This is a genomic window from Sphingomonas desiccabilis, from assembly GCF_004135605.1.
Lineage (GTDB): Bacteria > Pseudomonadota > Alphaproteobacteria > Sphingomonadales > Sphingomonadaceae > Sphingomonas > Sphingomonas desiccabilis.
Genome location: NZ_SDPT01000001.1, coordinates 1,056,909 through 1,073,911, shown reverse-complemented (window position 1 = coordinate 1,073,911; position 17,003 = coordinate 1,056,909). Strand labels below are relative to the sequence as shown.

Below are 17,003 nucleotides of genomic sequence, written 5' to 3'. Positions count from 1 at the left end.
GATCAGGCCGCCTTGGCGCGCGAGGCGCGCTTGCGCTCGTGCGGGTCCAGGTGGCGCTTGCGCAGGCGGATGTTCTTGGGCGTGACCTCGACCATCTCGTCGTCGTCGATGTAGGCGATCGCCTGCTCCAGCGTCATCTTCTTCGGCGGGGTCAGGCGGATCGCGTCGTCCTTGCCGCCCGAGGCGCGGAAGTTCGTCAGCTGCTTCGCCTTCATCGGGTTGACCTCGAGGTCATCCGTCTTGGCGTTCTCGCCGATGATCATGCCCTCGTAGAGGGTCTCGCCGTGGCCGACGAACAGGATGCCGCGGTCCTCGAGCGGGCCGAGTGCATAGCCTTGGGCCTCGCCGGCGCCGTTCGAGATCAGCACGCCGTTCTTGCGGCCCTCGATCTGGCCCTTGAACGGACCATAGCGCTCGAACAGGCGGTTCATGATGCCGGTGCCGCGGGTGTCCGACAGGAACTCGCCATGGTAGCCGATCAGGCCGCGCGACGGTGCCGAGAAGGTGATGCGGGTCTTGCCGCCACCCGACGGACGCATGTCCGTCATCTCGGCCTTGCGCTGGTTCATCTTGTCGACGACCGTTCCCGAGAACTCGTCGTCCACGTCGATCACCACCGTCTCGTACGGCTCGGTCTTGGCGCCGTTCTCGTCGGTGCCGAACAGCACGCGGGGACGGCTGATGCCGAGCTCGAAGCCCTCGCGGCGCATCGTCTCGATCAGCACGCCCAGCTGAAGCTCGCCGCGGCCGGCGACTTCGAAGCTGTCGCGGTCCTCGCTCTCGGTGACCTTGATGGCGACGTTGGACTCGGCCTCGCGCTCCAGGCGGTCGCGGATCATGCGGCTGGTCACCTTCGAACCCTCACGGCCCGCCAGCGGCGAGTCGTTGACGGCGAAGCGCATCGACAGCGTCGGCGGATCGATCGGCTGCGCCTGGATCGCCTCGGTCACCGACGGATCGGCGATGGTGTTCGACACGGTCGCGACGGTGAGGCCCGCGAGCGAGATGATATCGCCTGCCTTGGCCTCTTCGGTCGGCACGCGCTCCAGACCCTGGAAGGTCATGATCTTGGAGGCGCGGCCCGTCTCGATCACGTTGCCCGCCATGTCGAGCGCGTGGATCGGCTGGTTGAGCTTCACCGTGCCCGACTGGACGCGGCCGGTGAGGATACGGCCCAGGAAGTTGTCGCGGTCGAGCAGCGTCACCAGGAAGCTGAACGGCGCGTCGACGTCGAGGTTCGGCGCCGGCACGTGGCTGACGATCTTCTCGAACAGCGGGATCAGCGTGCCTTCGCGCGCATCGGGGTTGTCCGAAGCATAGCCGTTGCGGCCCGACGCGTAGAGCACCGGGAAGTCGAGCTGCTCGTCGGTCGCGTCGAGCGAGACGAACAGGTCGAACACCTCGTCCAGCACTTCCTGCACGCGGCTGTCCGAACGGTCGATCTTGTTGACGACGACGATCGGCTTGAGGCCGAGCTTCAGCGCCTTGCCGGTCACGAACTTCGTCTGCGGCATCGCGCCTTCCGACGAGTCGACCAGCAGGATCACGCCGTCGACCATCGAGAGGATGCGCTCCACCTCGCCGCCGAAGTCGGCGTGGCCGGGCGTGTCGACGATGTTGATGCGCACCGGCTCGCCGCCGCCCGGAGGCGCCCACTCGACCGAGGTCGGCTTGGCGAGAATGGTGATCCCGCGCTCCTTCTCGAGGTCGTTCGAGTCCATCGCGCGCTCTTCCACGCGCTGGTTGTCGCGGAAGGTGCCCGACTGGCGGAACAGCTGGTCGACAAGGGTGGTTTTGCCATGATCGACGTGCGCGATGATGGCGATGTTGCGCAGGCTCATTCAATTTCCCGGAAAGTGGCCGACGCAGTGCGCGGGCGGTTTCGGCGCGGCCCTTAGCTTATTTCGTGCGCCGCGGAAAGGTCATTCGACGAAGCGCCCGCCTTGCAGCACGGCCAGCGGATCGGAAATCGTCAACATCTCTTCCAGCGCGCGGCGCTTGTCGGGCTGGCGTGCATACCAGCGCTCCCAGATGCGCTGTCCCATCCAATATCCGGCCTCGCCCGGCCAGCCCTCGGGCGCGCTGCTGTAGTTTCCGACCCAACGATGCATCGCGACCTCCGCGGGCGAGCCGCGCGCCGGATCGCCCTTGGTGTCGGCGGTGGTCGCCAGGTCGGCCTTGAGCATCTGCCAGAGCGCCGCTTCGCGGGCGCTGCCCCAGGCCGCGCGCTTGGGGTCCATCTCGGTCCCGGTCGCCAGCGCGGCGATGAAGTCGGCAGCGCCCTCGGCCAGCACGGAGCGCAGCAGCGGTCCGCCAGGCGAGGGCTCGCCGCCGTCCCGCTGCAGCGCATGGACGGTCTCGTGCGCATAGAATTGCCGGAGCACCGCGCGCAACGCCTCGGGATTGCCTGCAATCCTGCACAGCGTCTCCAGCCCGAGCACCTGCATGCCAGGCGCTGCGGTTCCACCGGAGTTGTCCGCCCCCACCACCAGGTAGATGCGTGGGAGTGACCGGCCCGGAAACAGGGCACTCAGCGCGAGATAGGTGGCGCGAAGCTCCGGCGTCGTACCTTTGACGACCGGCAGGCATTCCCGAACCGCCTCGGTATAGAGGCCGCGCTTAGCGGCGACGGTGCGCGCCAGATGCGCGGCATCCCGGATACGGCCCGGCGTGAACACCCGCACCCCGTCGCTGGCGCCATCCAGATAGTCACGCTGGATCTGCTCGGCCGTCAGCGGGCCCTCCGTGCGCGCGAGCAACGCCGCGAAGCGATCGGCGTCGCCGGTCTCGATTTCCACCGTCAGCGGGTCAACGGCAGGCGGCGGAACTTCCACTTGGCCCAGCGCAAGCGCGGCCCCGATCAGCAACTTCAGCAACCTACCCCCCTGCACTGCGTGTTATTTGGCTGATACACTTGCACGGCCGCGGCAAGCAACTATCCTCAAGGGACCAAGCACAGGAGACGATATGGCGACGCAGGTGGCGGAACAGGAGCTGAAACTCGAAGCGCCGGATCCCGTGCCCGCCGTTACGCCTGCCAAGGCTGCCGGGCTGGTGCCGGTGGACGACAAGAAGAAGTCGGAGCTGGAGACCCGCGTCGACAGCTTCATCGAGGACCTGATCGCGCAGGACGTGAACTCGCCGGAGTTCGGCAAGCGGGTCGACGCGATCACCAACATGGGCGCGCGCGAGATCCGCGAGGCCGCGGGCCAATCGAACCGCTTCCTCGATCGGCCGGTGAAGGCGATGGACCGCGAGAGCGGCGTCGGTGCCGACCTCGCCCAGCTGCGCCGCACGATCGAGGACCTCGACCCCGGCAAGCAGGGCAATCTGATGGCGCCCAAGAAGCTGTTCGGCATCCTGCCGTTCGGCAACAAGATGCGCGATTACTTCGACAGCTACAAAAGCTCGCAGACGCACATCGCGCAGATCCTGAAGAGCCTGCAGTCGGGCAAGGACGAGCTGCTGATGGATAATGCCGCGATCGACGTGGAGCGGCAGAACCTGTGGGCGGCGATGGGCCGGCTGGAGCAAATGATCTATCTCTCCAAGGAGATGGATCGCAAGCTGGAGGACCGGGCCAACGACCTGGACCACACCGATCCTGCCAAGGCCAAGGCGATCCGCGAGACCGCGTTGTTCTATGTGCGGCAGCGTACCCAGGATCTGCTGACGCAGATGGCGGTGACGGTGCAGGGCTATCTGGCCCTCGACCTGGTCAAGAAGAACAATGTCGAGCTGGTGAAGGGCGTCGACCGCGCCTCCACCACCACGGTCGGCGCGCTGCGCACGGCGGTGACGGTGGCGCAGGCGCTCACCAACCAGAAGCTGGTGCTGGAGCAGATCACCGCGCTCAACACCACGACCGCGAACATCATCGATTCGACCGGCAAGCTGCTCAAGTCGCAAACCGCGCAGATCCACGAGCAGGCGGCGGCCTCCACCATCCCGGTCGAGACGCTGCAGCGCGCGTTCCAGAACATCTATGACACGATGGACGCGATCGACGTGTTCAAGCTCAAGGCGCTCGACAGCATGAAGACCACGGTCAACACGCTGTCGAACGAAGTCGAGCGGTCGAAGGGCTATATCGCCCGGGCCGAGGGCGCCGCGCAGAACGCCGGCGGCGGCGGCGAGACCTTCAAGCTCGAGGCGCTGTAAGGAACCGCCATGCAGAGCGAAGTCGACCACCAGATCGCCCGTTCGACCGAAGTGCTGGAGCGCGCGCGTGATCGCTATCGCGGCGGCGCGCAGCGCGTGAAGCGCAGGCGGGAAGCCGAGGTGCTGCGGCGGCTGGGCCGCATCGCCGCGGCCGACCTCGCGATCCTGATCGGGGCGCTGGTGGTCGGCTGGTTCGTGCCGCTGGGGATCGGTGGCGCGATGCTGGTGATGGCTCTGCTGATCGCCGCCACCGCGCTGTTCGCGATCTTCCCGGTCGTACCGGCGGCGACGCCGGAGACGTTCGCGACCGCGCCGCTGAAGGCGCTGCCGCAGCAGACCGAGCGCTGGCTGGAGACGCAGCGCCCCGCCCTGCCCGCGCCGGCACGTACGCTCACCGACTCGATCGGCGTGCGGCTCGATACGCTCAGCCAGCAGCTGGGGGCGCTCGACGAGCGCGAACCCGCGGCGGCCGAGGTGCGCAAGCTGGTGGGCGAACAGCTGCCCGAACTGGTGCGCGGCTACCAGCGCGTGCCCGAGCCGCTGCGCCGGGTGGAGCGCAACGGGCGCACCCCGGACGACCAGCTGGTCGAGGGGCTGAAGCTGATCGACGAAGAGATCGCCGACATGAGCCGCCAGCTGGCGCAGGGGGACCTGGACAGCCTGGCGACCCGCAACCGCTACCTCCAGATCAAATATCGCGACGACGAGACGCTGGCGTAGCAGGCCGGTAGAGGCGTAGCATCGCCGCCGAGGCGGGCCTACGCTCGCGTTCGAGGAGATGGGCCATGACGGTGCGTCCTGCCGTGATCCCGGTGCTGCGCTACGCCGATGCGCCGCATGCGATCGACTTCCTGTGCGCGGCCTTTGGCTTCGTGCGCTATGCCGTCTACAGCGATGCGGCCACGCCCTCCCGGATCGACCATGCCGAGCTGGTCTGGGCGGGGCAGATGATCATGGTGTCCTCAGCGATCGACACGCCCTTTGCACAGGCGGCGGGCATGCGCACCGCTGCCGAGGCGGGCTGCGTGACCCAGTCGCTCTACCTGGTGGTGGACGACGTCGACGGCCATGCCGCGACCGCCGCCGCCGCGGGTGCCGAAATTTTCCTGCCGCCCCAGGACCAGCCCTATGGCGGCCGCAGCTACAGCGCGCGCGATCCAGAGGGGAACGTCTGGACCTTTGGCAGCTATGATCCGTACGCGGGCTGAGAGCGGCTGATCCGCAGGCGGGATTGGACAGAGGGGCCAGGCCTGCCCACATGGCGGGGCGTGACCGATACCGTTCTTCTGGAAGCGCCCGACACCGACCCGCCCCGCCAGCCGCAATGGACGGCATATGGGACGCGCGCCTACCGCCGCATCAGCCTGGCGCTGTTCCTGGCCGGGTTCGCCACCTTTTCGCTGATCTACTGCGTGCAGCCGCTGCTGCCGGAGTTCGCGCGCGATTTCCGCGTGGCGCCGGGCGTTGCCTCGCTGGCGCTGTCGCTGACCACCGGACTTCTTGCGCTGGCGATCTTCGTGGCGGGTGCCTTTTCGCAGATGGTGCCCAGGCGCGGGCTGATGTTCGCGTCGATGGCGGGGGCAGCGGTGCTCAACCTCGTTGCCGCCCTGACGCCGAGCTTCGCGCTGCTGCTCGCGGCGCGCGCGCTGGAGGGGCTGGTGCTGGGCGGCGTGCCGGCGGTGGCGATGGCCTATCTGGCCGAGGAGATTGATCCGGCGCACCTGGGGCGCGCCATGGGCCTCTATGTCGCGGGTACCGCGTTTGGCGGGATGATGGGGCGCGTCGGCATGGGGCTGGCGACGGACCTCACCAGCTGGCGCGGGGCGATGGGGCTGCTGGGAGCACTCGACCTGGCGGCGGCGGTGGGCTTTGCGCTGCTGTTGCCGGCGTCGCGCAACTTCGCGGTGGTGCGGGGCTTCGACCTCGGCTTCCACCTTCGGACGTGGCGGGCACATCTGCGCGACCCCCGGCTGCTGCGCCTGTTCACCCTCGCCTTCCTGCTGATGAGCGTCTTCGTGGCGCTGTTCAACTATGCCGGCTTCCGGCTGGCAGCAGCGCCCTATCACCTGGGCCAGACCGCGAGCAGCATGATCTTCCTGACCTATGCGCTCGGGATGGTCGCCTCCTCCAGTGCGGGGCGGCTCGCGGACCGGCATGGCCGTGCGCGCACGCTGGCCGTCGGGCTGGCGCTGCTGCTCGCCGGGATCGCGCTGACCCTGTCGGCGAGCCTGGTGTGGATCGTGGCCGGCATCACGTTGCTGACGATCGGCTTCTTTATCGGCCATTCGGTGGCGAGTGGGTGGGTCGGACGGGTCGCGCAGGGGGCGAAGGGGCATGCGGCGTCGCTGTACCTGCTGTTCTACTATGTCGGGTCGAGCGTGACGGGAACGCTGGGCGGCTGGTTCTGGGAGCATGGCGGATGGCATGCACTCGCCGCGCTGACCGCGGTGCTGACGCTGGCGGGGTTCTGGGTGCTGGCGTCGCTGGCGCGGTCGAGCCGGGTGGCTGCGTAGCGACGGAACGGCACCCCGGCGGAGGCCGGGTCCAGCCAGAGTGGGCCGGCGGTTGTGGGAGCCGGCTGAGGCCATCCCGACTGGGCACCGACCTTCGCCGGGGTACGGGATTGCGGCAGCCGGGCCCGCTGCGCCAGCGTTCGTGGCCCTGGGCTTCTGCCCTGTAAGGAGCACGGGTGAGGTCAGGGCTCGGGGGCGAACATCTCTCGCAGCGCCCGCTTCAGGATCTTGCCGTTGGCGTTGCGGGGCAGCGTGGCCTCGACGAAGCGGATCGCGACCGGCACCTTGAAGGCGGCGAGGCGCGCGCGAACCCAGGCCTGCAGCTCGGCCTCGTCGGCGTGTGTCCCCGGCGCGAGATGGACGACGGCCGCCGGCTGTTCGCCGAGCGTGCGGTGGCGGATGCCGACCAGGGCGCAGTCGGTGACGGAAGGATGGGCGTAGAGCACGTCCTCCACCTCGGCCGCATAGATGTTCTCGCCGCCGCGGATCACCACGTCCTTCAGGCGATCGACGATGTGGCAGAAGCCTTCGGCATCGATGCGCGCGAGGTCGCCGGTGCGGACCCAGCCATCCACGAAGCCGGCGGCGGTTTCCTGCGGGCGGTTCCAATAGCCCTGCACCACCATCGGCCCACGTGCCCAGAGTTCGCCCACCTCCCCCTGCGGGACCCGCTCGCCCGTGTCCGGCGAGAGGATCTTGAGGTCGGCGGTCGCGACCGGCGGGCCGCAGCTGGTGGGGCGGGCGAGATAGTCCTCCGCCGCATTGCTGGCGACCGTGGCCATGGTCTCGGTCATGCCCCAGCCGTTGCTGGGCATGGCGCCGAATTCCGCGTGGATGCGGCGGGCGAGTTCGGGCGCGGCCGGCGCGCCGCCATAGGCGATGCGGACGAGCGAGGAGAGATCGTGCGCAGAACGGTCGGGGTGCTCGAGCAGCTGCCAGGCGATGGCGGGGACCCCGCCGATCGCCTCGATCCGTTCCCGCTCGATCAGCGCCATGGCGGCGGCGGCATCCCATTTGCGCATCAGCACGACCGCGCCGCCGGTCGCGAGGGCGATCATCAGGAAGGCGCTGCACGCGGTGACGTGAAAGAGCGGGATCGGCAGCAGCACCGTCTGCGGCTGGGAGCGCTCCGGCAGCGGCGCCCCGCGCCGCAGCAGCGTGCGGGCGGAGACGAAGGCGGAGGAGAGGATGTTGCTCATCAGGTTGCGGTGGGTGCCGACCGCACCCTTGGGGCCGCCGGTGGTGCCGCTGGTGTAGAAGATGGTGACGGGATCGTCGGGGGCGACCTCCGCCTCGGGGAACGGGACTTCGGGTAGCCGTGCCCAATCATTCGGGCTCCCGATCAGCGCCTCCAGGGCCTCGGCGTCACCGCCCGCCTTCTCGCGCCAGCCGGAGACGAGCACCGCCTCCAGCGCCGGCAAATCCGCATAATGGTCGAGCAGCCGTTCGTGGCGGCGGGCGTCGGCGATCAGCAGGCGGGCGCCGGTGTCGGCGAGCGCGAAGGCGAGTTCGCCGCCGGTCCACCAGGCGTTGAGCGGCACCGCGATGGCGCCCAGGCTCGCGATCGCCATCAGCGCGATCGGCCATTGCGGGCGGTTGCGCATCGCGATCGCCACCCGGTCGCCCTTAACGATGCCGCGCGCGGCGAGGGCTGCGGCGAGCGTAGCGACCGCTCGATAGCTCGCCTCGAAGGTGACGCGTTCGTCCTCGTGGACCAGGAACAGGCGATCGCCATGCGCGCAGGACGACTGGGCAAGCGCGGCGAGGCTGCGCGGCGCGTGCTTCCAGGTGCGGGTCGGCACGCCGCGGATCGCGACCGTCTCCATCTCGTACCGCTCGCCGGGTGCGGTGAGCCGCGCGGTCGCCTCCGCAAGGGTGCAGGCGGGCCAGGCGGAGCCCGGCGGCGGTTCGATCGGTTGGTGCGTGGACACCGCGCGGCTTCAAGCGCCGGCAGCCGGCGCCGTCAAGCCGGGCGGATAAGTGCTTGCCGAATACGTAAAGCATGTGCCTATTGGTGCGATCGGATCGAAGGAACGACTATTCCCATGACGCACACCCCGGAACGGCTGGTCGAGACGCTGACCGCGCTGCTCGACCTGGAGGAACTGGACACGGACCTGTACCGGGGCGCGCGGCTGCCCGGCGGGCGCGGGCGGGTGTTCGGCGGCCAGGTGATCGGCCAGGCGCTCCAGGCGGCGCAGCGCTCCGTCGACGACAAGATCGCCCATTCGCTTCACGCCTATTTCATGCGCGCAGGCGATGCCGAGCATCCGATCCTGTTCCGAGTGACCCGCGACTTCGACGGGCGAAGCTTCGCGACGCGGCGCGTGATGGCGCTGCAGGGCGGGCAGCCGATCCTGGTGCTCGCCGCCTCGTTCCAGCATCAGGAGGAAGGGCTGCACCACCAGGACGCGATGCCGGACGTGCCGCCGCCCGAAGCGCTGGGATCCGAAGCGCAAGTGCAGGCGGAGATGGCGGGCGAGCTGTCGGATCCGGTGCGCAAGTTCCTCGCCCAGCCGCGGCCGATCGAGATGCGGCCGGTGGCACCGGGGGACTGGCTGCGCTCCGAGCCGCGGCCGCCGGCGCAGCACAGCTGGTTCCGGACGGTCGCTCCCCTGCCCGGGGATCCCACGCTGCACCGGGCGGTGCTCGCCTATGCCAGCGACATGCTGCTGCTCGGCACGTCGATGATGCCGCACTCGGTACGGCTGGGCGACCCGCGCATGCAGACCGCAAGCCTGGACCACGCGCTGTGGCTGCACGAGCCGTTCCGGTTCGACGATTGGCTGCTCTACACGACCGACAGCCCCTGGGCGGGCAACGGGCGTGGGTTCAACCGCGGGCGCATCTTCACGCGCGACGGGCGACTGGTGGCGAGCGTCGCGCAGGAAGGGCTGATCCGCAAGCGGGGGTGAGGTCGGCTGGCCGGAGGCGGTGCGAGGATGGGCGGGCTCCTGCGAAACAGGGGCCGTCCTTTGGCCCCACCCCTATTCCTGCGCAGGCGGGAATCGAGGGCCAAGCTGACCAACGACTTGCGGTGCTCGGAACCCTGGGCTCCTGCCTGCGCAGGATTACGGTGGAAGCGGCCGACATCACTGCCGCCTTGCGAATTGGGGCGCGGCCTCGGCTGGGTACGGTTTGTGACGTCGGCCTGGGCGGCACCTAGGCGCCGGCGCGCCGGGCGTAGGTCCAGGCGGTGGCGGCCAGCGTCGCGCTGTGGGCCGGTGCCTCTTCCTGCTCCAGAAGCGCGAGGCGGAAGAGCGTGTAGGCGAGGTGCCAGTCGAGGGCTGCGCCTGCGTCGCGGCCGCTCGCCCGGCAGTAGCGCGCCACCATCGCGTCTGCCGAGGGGATGCCGCTCTCGGGGCCGGCGAGTTCGTCCAGGGCGGGATGGAGTTCCGTGCCGCTCACCCAGCGCGCGAGCACATAGGCGAGGTCGATGCGCGGGTCGCCGAGGCCGGCCTGGTCCCAGTCGAGCACCGCGGCGACGTCCACACCCTCCTGCGAGAAGAGGAGGTTTTGGAGGCGGAAGTCGCCGTGGACGATCGCGGGCGGCGCATGGTCCGGAAGGGCACGGAGGAGCCAGTCGGCGATGCGGGCGAGTTCGGGCGTCGCGCGAGCGGCCGGCCTGGCGGTCCAATGGCGCAGCTTGCGGTCGAGCTGGCATTCGGTGAAGCCGATGGCGTCGAGTGCGAGCGGCGCCGGTTCGATCGCATGGAGCGCTGCGAGCGCGTCGATCCAGGCGTCGAAATGTTCCCGGCGATGGGCCGGCGTCATGCCGGGTATCGTCTCGTCCCAGAGGGTGCGGCCCTCCACCAGCTGCATCACGTAGAAAGGGTCGCCGAGCACCGAGGCGTCGGTGCAGAGCGCGAGCGGACGCGGGGCGGGGAAGCCGGTCGGCTGCAAGGCCTGAAGCAGCCGGAATTCGCGATCGAGCGGCCGGACCGCCGGTCCCTGCGGATCGGACGGGCGGCGGCGGAGCACATAGGCGCGCTCGGGCGTGTCGATGCGATAGGTGCGGTTGCGGCGCCCTCCGGCGAAGCGGACATAGGCGAGCGGCCCTTCGAACCCGTCGATCGCCTGCCGCATCCACCGTGCGAGCGCGGCGCCGTCGAGATCGTCGGCCGGGCGGGTCCCGAGCATCTGCGAGGTGTCGCGGGTGGTCATGCGCGCCTCGGCCGGCAGGAGCACGAGGATGGGCGCTGCGCCCCTGTTGCCGGGCTGCCGTTCGCCATCGCGCTCTCCCCCTCTGCCTTGCGTGACCGTCATCGCCGCGCCTGGGACTGATACGCGCGCCGCCCCCGGCGCGTTCCCTCGCCTTGCGCGTGCCGACCGGCCAGCCCATGTCTCCTCGCCGAAACAAGGAGCCCTGCCGATGATCCATCTCCACTATTGGCCGACCCCGAACGGCCACAAGATCACGCTGTTCCTGGAGGAGACCGGCCTCCCCTACACCGTCCACCCGGTGAACATCGGCAAGGGCGAGCAGTTCGCGCCCGACTTCCTGAAGATCGCGCCCAACAACCGCATGCCCGCGATCGTCGATGACGAACCGGCGGACGGCGGCGAGCCGATCAGCATCTTCGAATCCGGGGCGATCCTGCTCTACCTGGCCGAGAAGACCGGCCGCTTCCTGGGCCCGGACCTGCGCACGCGCGTCGAACAGACGCAGTGGCTGATGTGGCAGATGGGCGGCCTGGGCCCGATGCTGGGCCAGAACCATCACTTCAATCGCTACGCGCCCGAGAAGATCCCCTACGCGATCGAGCGCTATGTCAAGGAAACCAACCGCTTGTACGGTGTTCTTGACCGGCGGCTGGAAGGGCGCCCGTTTATCGCCGGCGACTATTCGATCGCCGACATGGCCGCCTATCCTTGGGTCGTGCCGCATGAGGCGCAGGGCCAGGATCTGGCAGACTTCCCCAACGTCCGGCGCTGGTTCGAGGCGATCCGCACGCGCCCCGCGACCGAGCGCGCCTATGCCCTTGGCGAACAGGTGAATGCGAGCGGTGGCGAGATGACGGAGGAGGCGCGTCGCAACCTGTTCGGCCAGACGGCGAAGCGGGACTGAGCGACGAGACAATTTGCGACAGTTTTCGGGTCGCGCGACATACCGGTGCGACAGGCCGGGCCCAGATAACGGACCGTCGCCGCGGCATTCTGCCCCGGCAAGCAATGCAGAGGCTTTTGCCATGAAGAAGTTCGTTGTTGCGGCAGCGTTGGGCGCCACCATGCTGACCGGCGTCGCCCAGGCGGAACCGCAGGGCAGCCCGGCGCCGCGTCGCGCCGGCCTGATGACGATGATCGACACCAACAAGGATGGCGTGGTCACCCGCGACGAGGCGATGGCCGCCGCCGACCTCCAGTTCGCGCGCATGGACCAGAACAAGGACGGCAAGGTTGACGCGACCGAGATGCGCCCGCCGCATCGTCGCGGCGGCGCCCCGGCCGCGGCGGACGGCAAGGCTCCCGCCGGCAAGCCGGCGCCCGGCATGCACAGGGCCGGCGGCATGGGGCAGCGCATGCTGGCCCGCGTCGACACCAACAAGGACGGCGCGATCAGCCGCGAGGAGTTCCGCGCCGCCGCGGCGACGCGCTTCGAACGGATGGACGCCAACCGCGACGGTCGCATCGACGCCGCCGAGCAGAATGCGATGCGCGAGCGCATGAAGGCCCGCTCGGGCCGTGCGGCGCCGCAGGCGGCCGCCGAAGGCGCAAACGACTGACGTTCCCCGCCGGGCGGTGCTTCGCCGCCCGGCGCTCTCCCGCAGGCTGTTGCCGGCCGGGGAGTGTGATAGGTCCCCTGTTCATGGCCGATATTCCCCACCTGCTGCTGGTCGATGACGAACGTTCGATCCGCGAGCCGCTTGCCCAGTATCTGACCAAGCAGGGCTTTCGCGTCACCCAGGCGGGCGACGCCGAGGGCGCGCGCGCGCGCCTGGCGGCCTATGCGATCGACCTGATCGTGCTCGACATCATGATGCCGGGCGAGGACGGGCTGTCGCTGTGCCGCCACATCCGCGAGACCAGCGACACGCCCGTGATCCTGCTGACGGCGCGCGCCGAGGAGACCGACCGTATCGTCGGGCTGGAGATGGGCGCGGACGATTATGTGGTGAAGCCGTTCTCGCCGCGCGAACTGGCGGCGCGCATCAAGGTGGTGCTGCGGCGGCTGGCCGCCGGTGGCGTGCGCCAGCATGCGCCGGAAAGCGGCTCCTTCGCCTTTGCCGGCTGGGTGCTGAAAAGCGGTGAGCGCAGTCTCGTCGACCGCGAGGGCGTGTCGGTGCCCCTGTCGACGGGCGAGTACAACCTGCTTCACGCCCTGGTGACGCGGCCGCGCCAGGTGCTGACGCGCGACCAGCTGCTCGACCTGACGCAGGGTCGTGAGGCCGCGGCGTTCGATCGGGCGATCGACAACCAGATCAGCCGCCTGCGCAAGAAGATCGAGACCGACCCCAAGAACCCCGAAATCATCAAGACCGTGTGGGGCGGCGGCTATACGCTGGCGAGCGAGGTCACCCGGCTTTGACCCGGCTGTGGCCCCGCAGCCTTTCCGGCCAGATCGCGCTGCTGGTCGCCATCGCGCTGTTCGTGGCGCAGGCGATCAACTTCGGGATGCTGCTGCGCGAGCGGCGGGCCGTGCGGTTCGCACAGGTGACGGTGCCCGCCGTGACGCGCATGGTGGACGCGGCGGAGCGCGTGCGCGGCGGCAGGCCCGTGGACCCGCGCCGGCTCGATCGCGACCGCCCACGCGCCGTGCGGCTGGTGGCGGACAACCCGCTGAGCCACCAGGAACCGAGCGATGGCGAGTTCGAGGCGGCGGTGCGCAGCGCCTTTGCCGACGCGGCGCTTCAGGTAGGCCGGATCGAGACGGAGATCCGCCTGGTCGATCCGGACAGCCCGGTGCTGCGCAGGATGGACCGGGTGCACGCCGAGCGGCTTCGGCGCTTCGGGGCCACGCTGAAGGTGGCGGCCGAAATCCCGGGCCACGGCTGGCTGGTGCTGGAGACGCCCTGGCCGAACACCCAGCAGGGGCTGGTGTGGCAGCTCGTGGCGCAGACGCTGATCCTCTACGGCTTCGTGCTGCTGCCGGTGCTGTGGATCGGGCGCCGCATCTCCAAGCCGCTGCGCGCGCTGGCTCAGGCGGCGCACGACTATCGTCCGGGATCGGCGGCCAACACCGTCGAAGAATCCGGGCCTGGAGACGTGCGCGCCGTGATCGCCGCCTTCAACGGGATGAGCGTGCGCGTGAGCGGCATGCTGGAGGAAAAAGACCGGATGCTGGGCGCGATCGGCCACGACCTGCGCACGCCGCTGGCAGCGCTGCGCGTCCGCATCGAATCGGTCGAGGACGACGCGGACCGTGCGCGCATGGCGGAGACCATCGACGAGATGAACCGCACGCTGGAGGACATCCTGTCGCTTGCGCGGCTGGGCCGTCCGAGCGAGCCCGAGACGCAGGTGGACCTGGCGGCGCTGGTGGACGCGGTGGTCGAGGACTTCCGCGACCTGGGCGCCGACGTGTCGTTCGAGGAGGCGGAGCGCCAGAGGCTGCGCCTGCGCCCGACCCTGATGCGGCGCGCGATCCGCAACCTGATCGAGAATGCGGTCAAATATGCGGGTGGCGCGGAGGTACGGCTGGTCGCCGATCCGGCGCGGGTGCGCATCGAGGTGGCCGACCGCGGGCCGGGCATCCCGCCGGACCAGATCGCCCGGGTGTTCCAGCCGTTCACCCGGCTGGAGACGTCGCGCAACCGCGAGACCGGCGGCATCGGCCTGGGCCTTGCCCTGGCACAGGCGATCGTCGGCGATGCCGGCGGCGAGATCGCGCTCGCAAATCGGGACGGGGGCGGGCTGCTCGCCACCATCACCCTGCCGCGCGGATGAGCGGCCCGAACAGCTGAATCCTTTCGGTGGCGGAACCAGTTCGGCGCGCCCGCACTTGTTTCCCAGTCCTTCCAGAGCTTTCCCCACAGGCATCCCGGATGATCAAGATCGCGAGCTACAACATGCGCAAGGCCCTCGGCACCGATCGGCGCCGCCGGCCGGAGCGCACGCTGGAGGTGCTGCGCGAGATCGACGCCGACGTCATCGCCCTGCAGGAATGCGACCGCCGCTTCGGCCAGCGCATGGGCGTGATCCCCGAGCATATGCTGGAGGAGCATACCGACTGGCGTGCCGTCCCCGTGGCGGCGCGCGCCCACAGCATGGGATGGCACGGCAACGCGCTGCTGATCCGCAAGTCGGCGCAAGTGGTGGATTGCGAGCGGATCGAGCTGCCCGCCCTGGAGCCGCGCGGCGCCGTGTCGGCCGACCTGCGCATCGGCGGGATGCTGCTGCGCGCGGTCGGCATGCACCTGGACCTGTCCGGCCTGTGGCGGCGCAAGCAGGCGGCCGCGATCCTGAGCCATTGCGACAGCGCAGCGCGGACGATGCCGACGGTGCTGATGGGGGATCTCAACGAATGGAGCGCGGCGTCGGGCTGCCTGCGTGACTTTGCACGCCACCATCGGTTTGCGGCGACGGGCCCGAGCTTCCACGCGCGTCGGCCGGTGGGCAGGCTCGATCGGATCATGGCCTCGCCCGAACTGAAGATCGTGGATGCCGGCGTCCACGACACGGCGGCGGCGCGGACCGCATCCGACCACCTGCCGATCTGGGCGGTGGTGGAGCGGGCCTAAGCGCCCTCACCTTCCCCTCCCTTGCCCGCGCGGCGCTCCCCGCCTAAGCAGGCGGCGACCGCAAACCATAGGGGCACGGCCATGCAATTCCTCAAAACCCTGTTCTGGGCGCTGCTCGTCGGGGTCGTGGTGGCCTTCAGCCTCAACAACATGACGATGGTACCCGTTCGCCTGTGGGGCAGCGTCGTGGCGGACGTGAACCTGCCGCTGCTGCTGATCATCACCTTCCTGCTTGGCTTCGTGCCGGCCTATCTGTCGCTGGTGACGGTGCGGTGGCGGGCACGGCAGCGGATCGCCGCGACCGAGCGCGCGCTGGCGGACCTGCGCGCCGTACAGGCGACCCCGCCTGCCGCGCTGGCGCCGGGCGACGTGCCCGCCGCCCGCGTCGTGCCGGCTCCGGCCCCGGCCGTGACCCCGGTCAATGCCGTGGACGCGCCGGTGACCGACAACGCGCTCGGCGAGCACCCCATCGCGCCGGGCACGATTTCCCAGGACCGTTCATGACCTCTCCGATCTACGTCGCTCTCGATACGCCCGACCTCGAACGTGCCAAGGCGCTGGCAAAGCGCGTCCAGCGCCACGTCGGCGGCATCAAGCTGGGGCTGGAATTCTTCATGGCCAACGGCCGCCAGGGCGTCCGCGAAATGGCGGACATCGGCCTGCCGATCTTCCTGGACCTGAAGTTCCACGACATCCCGAACACGGTCGCCAAGGCGATCCAGGCGCTGGGGCCGATCAGGCCGGCGATCCTGACCGTCCATGCCGCGGGCGGCCGGGCGATGCTGGAGGATGCCAAGGCGGCAGCGCCGACCGGCACCAAGGTGGTGGCGGTGACGATGCTCACCAGCCTGGACGCCGACGACCTGCGCTCGATCGGCCTGTCGCCCGACCCGCACGAACAGGTCGTGCGGCTGGCGGAACTCGCCAAGTCCGCAGGCGTCGACGGCATCGTCTGTTCGGGCGAGGAGGTGCGCGCAGCGCGTGCTGCCTGGCGCGACGGCTTCTTCGTGGTGCCGGGCGTGCGTCCGGCGCAGGGGAACGTCGGGGACCAGAAGCGGGTGGTCACCCCGCGCGCCGCCCTCGATGCCGGCGCCTCGATCCTGGTGATAGGCCGGCCGATCACCCAGGCGGAAGATCCCGACGAAGCAGCACGGGCGATCGGCGCCACGCTGTAGCTCCTGCCTCCGCGGCAAGCATCATCGCGCTGCCGAGCCCATAAGCAAGGAAGTCGCGGGGGTCGAAGGCGGTGCCTAGAATGGCCGAGGCGATCGGATCGGCGCGGAGCCCGAGCGCGTCGACGAGGCGGAACCCCTGCGATAGCTCGACCGCGAAGGCGATCGTCAGTGCGGCGACCGTCGCTCCGCCTGCGGACAGCGTGGTCGTTGCGCGCAGGGCGAGATAGACCAGGACGACCGCCAGGCTGTCGCCGAAATAGGGGCGGATCAGCGGATCGCGCAGCCAGACCGCGATTGCCACTTCTGTCAGAAAGACGAGCAGCGCGGCGGCGGCATAACCGGGGCGGAAGGTGCGAGCGCGGGTGTTCATGGCACTGCCGTAGCGCCCCTAGATGCAGATCCAATGCAGCCAGCGTCTTCGTTTCGGCGACCTGTCCGCCTCCTGCCGCCCGGTTGACACCGTTGCGGCTGAGGCG

General features: G+C 69.7%; 17 protein-coding genes. 12 read left to right on the top strand and 5 right to left on the bottom strand.

Annotated elements, in window-relative coordinates; all coding sequences use genetic code 11:
- Positions 1–2: 2 nt before the first annotated feature.
- Both typA and EO081_RS05150 read right to left on the bottom strand, forming a co-directional pair.
- Positions 3–1,841 (bottom strand): translational GTPase TypA, encoded by a 1,839-nt coding sequence (gene typA / locus EO081_RS05155; RefSeq protein WP_129340814.1) that lies wholly within the window; start codon positions 1,839–1,841, stop codon positions 3–5.
- 81 nt (positions 1,842–1,922) lie between these two features.
- Positions 1,923–2,876, bottom strand: a complete 954-nt coding sequence (locus EO081_RS05150) for a DUF2268 domain-containing putative Zn-dependent protease (RefSeq protein ID WP_129340813.1) — start codon at positions 2,874–2,876, stop codon at positions 1,923–1,925.
- Between the two features lie 91 nt (positions 2,877–2,967).
- Here EO081_RS05150 and EO081_RS05145 point away from each other — a divergent pair, with 91 nt between their 5' ends.
- The 4 genes from EO081_RS05145 (at position 2,968) to EO081_RS05130 (ending at position 6,674) form a co-directional block, all read left to right on the top strand.
- Entirely contained in the window at positions 2,968–4,161 is a 1,194-nt protein-coding gene (locus EO081_RS05145) for a toxic anion resistance protein (protein ID WP_129340812.1), read from the top strand.
- 9 nt (positions 4,162–4,170) lie between these two features.
- Positions 4,171–4,881, top strand: coding sequence for an HAD family hydrolase (locus EO081_RS05140; RefSeq protein WP_129340811.1), 711 nt, complete (start codon positions 4,171–4,173; stop codon positions 4,879–4,881).
- 65 nt (positions 4,882–4,946) lie between these two features.
- Positions 4,947–5,369 (top strand): VOC family protein, encoded by a 423-nt coding sequence (locus tag EO081_RS05135; RefSeq protein ID WP_129340810.1) that lies wholly within the window; start codon positions 4,947–4,949, stop codon positions 5,367–5,369.
- A gap of 60 nt (positions 5,370–5,429) precedes the next feature.
- Positions 5,430–6,674 carry an MFS transporter gene (locus EO081_RS05130; RefSeq protein ID WP_240697544.1) on the top strand — a complete coding sequence of 415 codons (1,245 nt, stop codon included), beginning with the start codon at positions 5,430–5,432 and terminating at the stop codon, positions 6,672–6,674.
- 182 nt (positions 6,675–6,856) lie between these two features.
- Here the strand turns inward: EO081_RS05130 and EO081_RS05125 are convergent, their stop codons facing one another.
- Positions 6,857–8,605, bottom strand: coding sequence for a class I adenylate-forming enzyme family protein (locus tag EO081_RS05125; RefSeq protein WP_240697543.1), 1,749 nt, complete (start codon positions 8,603–8,605; stop codon positions 6,857–6,859).
- A 114-nt stretch (positions 8,606–8,719) separates the two neighbouring features.
- Here EO081_RS05125 and EO081_RS05120 point away from each other — a divergent pair, with 114 nt between their 5' ends.
- Positions 8,720–9,589, top strand: coding sequence for an acyl-CoA thioesterase (locus EO081_RS05120; protein WP_129340809.1), 870 nt, complete (start codon positions 8,720–8,722; stop codon positions 9,587–9,589).
- Positions 9,590–9,836: 247 nt separating this feature from the next.
- Here the strand turns inward: EO081_RS05120 and EO081_RS05115 are convergent, their stop codons facing one another.
- Entirely contained in the window at positions 9,837–10,940 is a 1,104-nt protein-coding gene (locus EO081_RS05115; RefSeq protein ID WP_129340808.1) for a phosphotransferase family protein, read from the bottom strand.
- A gap of 106 nt (positions 10,941–11,046) precedes the next feature.
- Here EO081_RS05115 and EO081_RS05110 point away from each other — a divergent pair, with 106 nt between their 5' ends.
- From EO081_RS05110 to pyrF, 7 genes are all read left to right on the top strand, one after another.
- Positions 11,047–11,742 carry a glutathione S-transferase N-terminal domain-containing protein gene (locus tag EO081_RS05110; protein ID WP_129340807.1) on the top strand — a complete coding sequence of 232 codons (696 nt, stop codon included), beginning with the start codon at positions 11,047–11,049 and terminating at the stop codon, positions 11,740–11,742.
- A gap of 121 nt (positions 11,743–11,863) precedes the next feature.
- Positions 11,864–12,397: an EF-hand domain-containing protein gene (locus EO081_RS05105; protein ID WP_129340806.1), complete on the top strand. Its 534-nt coding sequence runs from the start codon at positions 11,864–11,866 to the stop codon at positions 12,395–12,397.
- Between the two features lie 83 nt (positions 12,398–12,480).
- On the top strand, positions 12,481–13,200 hold the full coding sequence (locus EO081_RS05100) for a response regulator (protein WP_129340805.1): 720 nt from the start codon (positions 12,481–12,483) through the stop codon (positions 13,198–13,200).
- Entirely contained in the window at positions 13,197–14,558 is a 1,362-nt protein-coding gene (locus EO081_RS05095) for a sensor histidine kinase (RefSeq protein WP_240697542.1), read from the top strand. The genes EO081_RS05100 and EO081_RS05095 overlap by 4 nt, the downstream gene beginning before the upstream one ends.
- Positions 14,559–14,656: 98 nt before the next feature.
- Entirely contained in the window at positions 14,657–15,352 is a 696-nt protein-coding gene (locus tag EO081_RS05090; RefSeq protein WP_129340804.1) for an endonuclease/exonuclease/phosphatase family protein, read from the top strand.
- An 81-nt stretch (positions 15,353–15,433) separates the two neighbouring features.
- Positions 15,434–15,856 carry a LapA family protein gene (locus EO081_RS05085; RefSeq protein ID WP_129340803.1) on the top strand — a complete coding sequence of 141 codons (423 nt, stop codon included), beginning with the start codon at positions 15,434–15,436 and terminating at the stop codon, positions 15,854–15,856.
- A complete protein-coding gene (pyrF, locus tag EO081_RS05080; RefSeq protein WP_129340802.1) occupies positions 15,853–16,527 on the top strand; it encodes an orotidine-5'-phosphate decarboxylase in 675 nt (224 codons plus the stop codon). The genes EO081_RS05085 and pyrF overlap by 4 nt, the downstream gene beginning before the upstream one ends.
- Here the strand turns inward: pyrF and EO081_RS05075 are convergent.
- On the bottom strand, positions 16,472–16,897 hold the full coding sequence (locus EO081_RS05075) for a ribosomal maturation YjgA family protein (RefSeq protein ID WP_129340801.1): 426 nt from the start codon (positions 16,895–16,897) through the stop codon (positions 16,472–16,474). The genes pyrF and EO081_RS05075 overlap by 56 nt on opposite strands.
- Positions 16,898–17,003: the final 106 nt, after the last annotated feature.